The organism is Bordetella sp. 15P40C-2 (genome assembly GCF_009763235.1).
Lineage (GTDB): Bacteria > Pseudomonadota > Gammaproteobacteria > Burkholderiales > Burkholderiaceae_B > Bordetella_A.
Map to the genome: position 1 here is coordinate 1 of NZ_WSJA01000046.1, position 1188 is coordinate 1188.

2 protein-coding genes are annotated in these 1188 nt (G+C 58.2%); both read right to left on the reverse strand.

The window, feature by feature from the left end; all coding sequences use genetic code 11:
- Positions 1 to 28: 28 nt before the first annotated feature.
- The gene (locus tag GOQ25_RS17975; protein ID WP_370519990.1) at positions 29 to 850 is read right to left on the reverse strand and encodes an IS3 family transposase; all 822 of its coding nucleotides are present in this window, start codon (positions 848 to 850) and stop codon (positions 29 to 31) included.
- Entirely contained in the window at positions 847 to 1161 is a 315-nt protein-coding gene (locus GOQ25_RS17980; RefSeq protein ID WP_160351859.1) for a DUF1153 domain-containing protein, read from the reverse strand. The genes GOQ25_RS17975 and GOQ25_RS17980 overlap by 4 nt, the downstream gene beginning before the upstream one ends.
- Between the last annotated feature and the right edge of the window lie 27 nt (positions 1162 to 1188).

Here is a 1188-nt window from a genome sequence, read left to right on the forward strand (position 1 = left end):
TGTAATGACCCAGCGGTTCCTGCTCAGCTCAAGCGGCTAATGCGAATGCTTCAGCCGGGGTTTTCATGTCCAGGGCTTGGTGTGGGCGCCGATGGTTGTAGAAGCCTATCCAGTCGCCGATGACACGGCTGGCATGCTGCATCGTCTCGAAGCGGTGCCGGTGGGCACATTGCTCTTTAAGCGTTCTGATGACTCGCTCGACCATACCATTCTGCTGCGGGCAGTGCGGCGTGATGAACTCCTGGCGCAACCCGTAGCTGCGCACCAGCGCTGTGTAGCTGCGAGACGTAAAAACGAGGCCATTGTCCGACCTCAGCAGGAACGCCTGTGGCACTCGCCCCAAGGTACCGAAGCGGGCAATCAAGGCATGCTCCAGCGCACTGGCAGCCGTGCTGGCCTTGCCGCTGCGAGACAGGTGCCAGCCCAAGAGCTCTCGGGTATGGCAATCGATCACCAGCGCCAGCGTGGCCCAGCCATCACGCCCGGCCCAGATCCGACACAGATCGGTCGACCAGCGCTCATTCGGTGCGGTAGCCACTGATGGCAGTGCCTGAATGCGAGGCCTAAAGCCGATGGGTCGTTTCTTGACCTGCCAGCCCTTGAGCTGGAAGATCCGCTGCACCGTGTTCTTGTTCAATCCCAGCAGATGAGCCACGGTTCGATAGCCAAACGATGGCGACTCTTCGATCATCGCCTTGATCGGCTCGGCAAGCTTGGGATCGATCTTTGGTGCCGCTTTCGTCGGTCTGTAGTACACCGTGCGCCGGGGAATATCGAACCATTGACACAGCTTGGAGATCGAGACGATGAAGCCATCTTCTTTCAGTCCCTGACGGATCGTCTCGATCACTTCTCGTCCTCGCCCAACAGGGACTGCAATTTTTTTCTGGCGCGTAGCTCCAGCATCGCCTCGCCGTAGGCCTCTTGCAAGTCCTTGATCTGGCGCTCGTACTGCTCTTTGACATCGAGCGGATTAGCCCGCAGGGCGTTCTCCATGCCGCGTTTGGCATCATCGATCCACTTCTCGACTTCTGAGGGCGAAAGGTCATAGGCGCGACTGGCTTCAGCCACCGTTGTCTTGCCCTGGATGATGTCCAGCACCAACGCACTTTTGCGCTTGGCTGTCCAACGCTTGATGTCGTCTTCCATCTTCAAACTCATGGTGATTTCCTCAATTATCACCTGAGC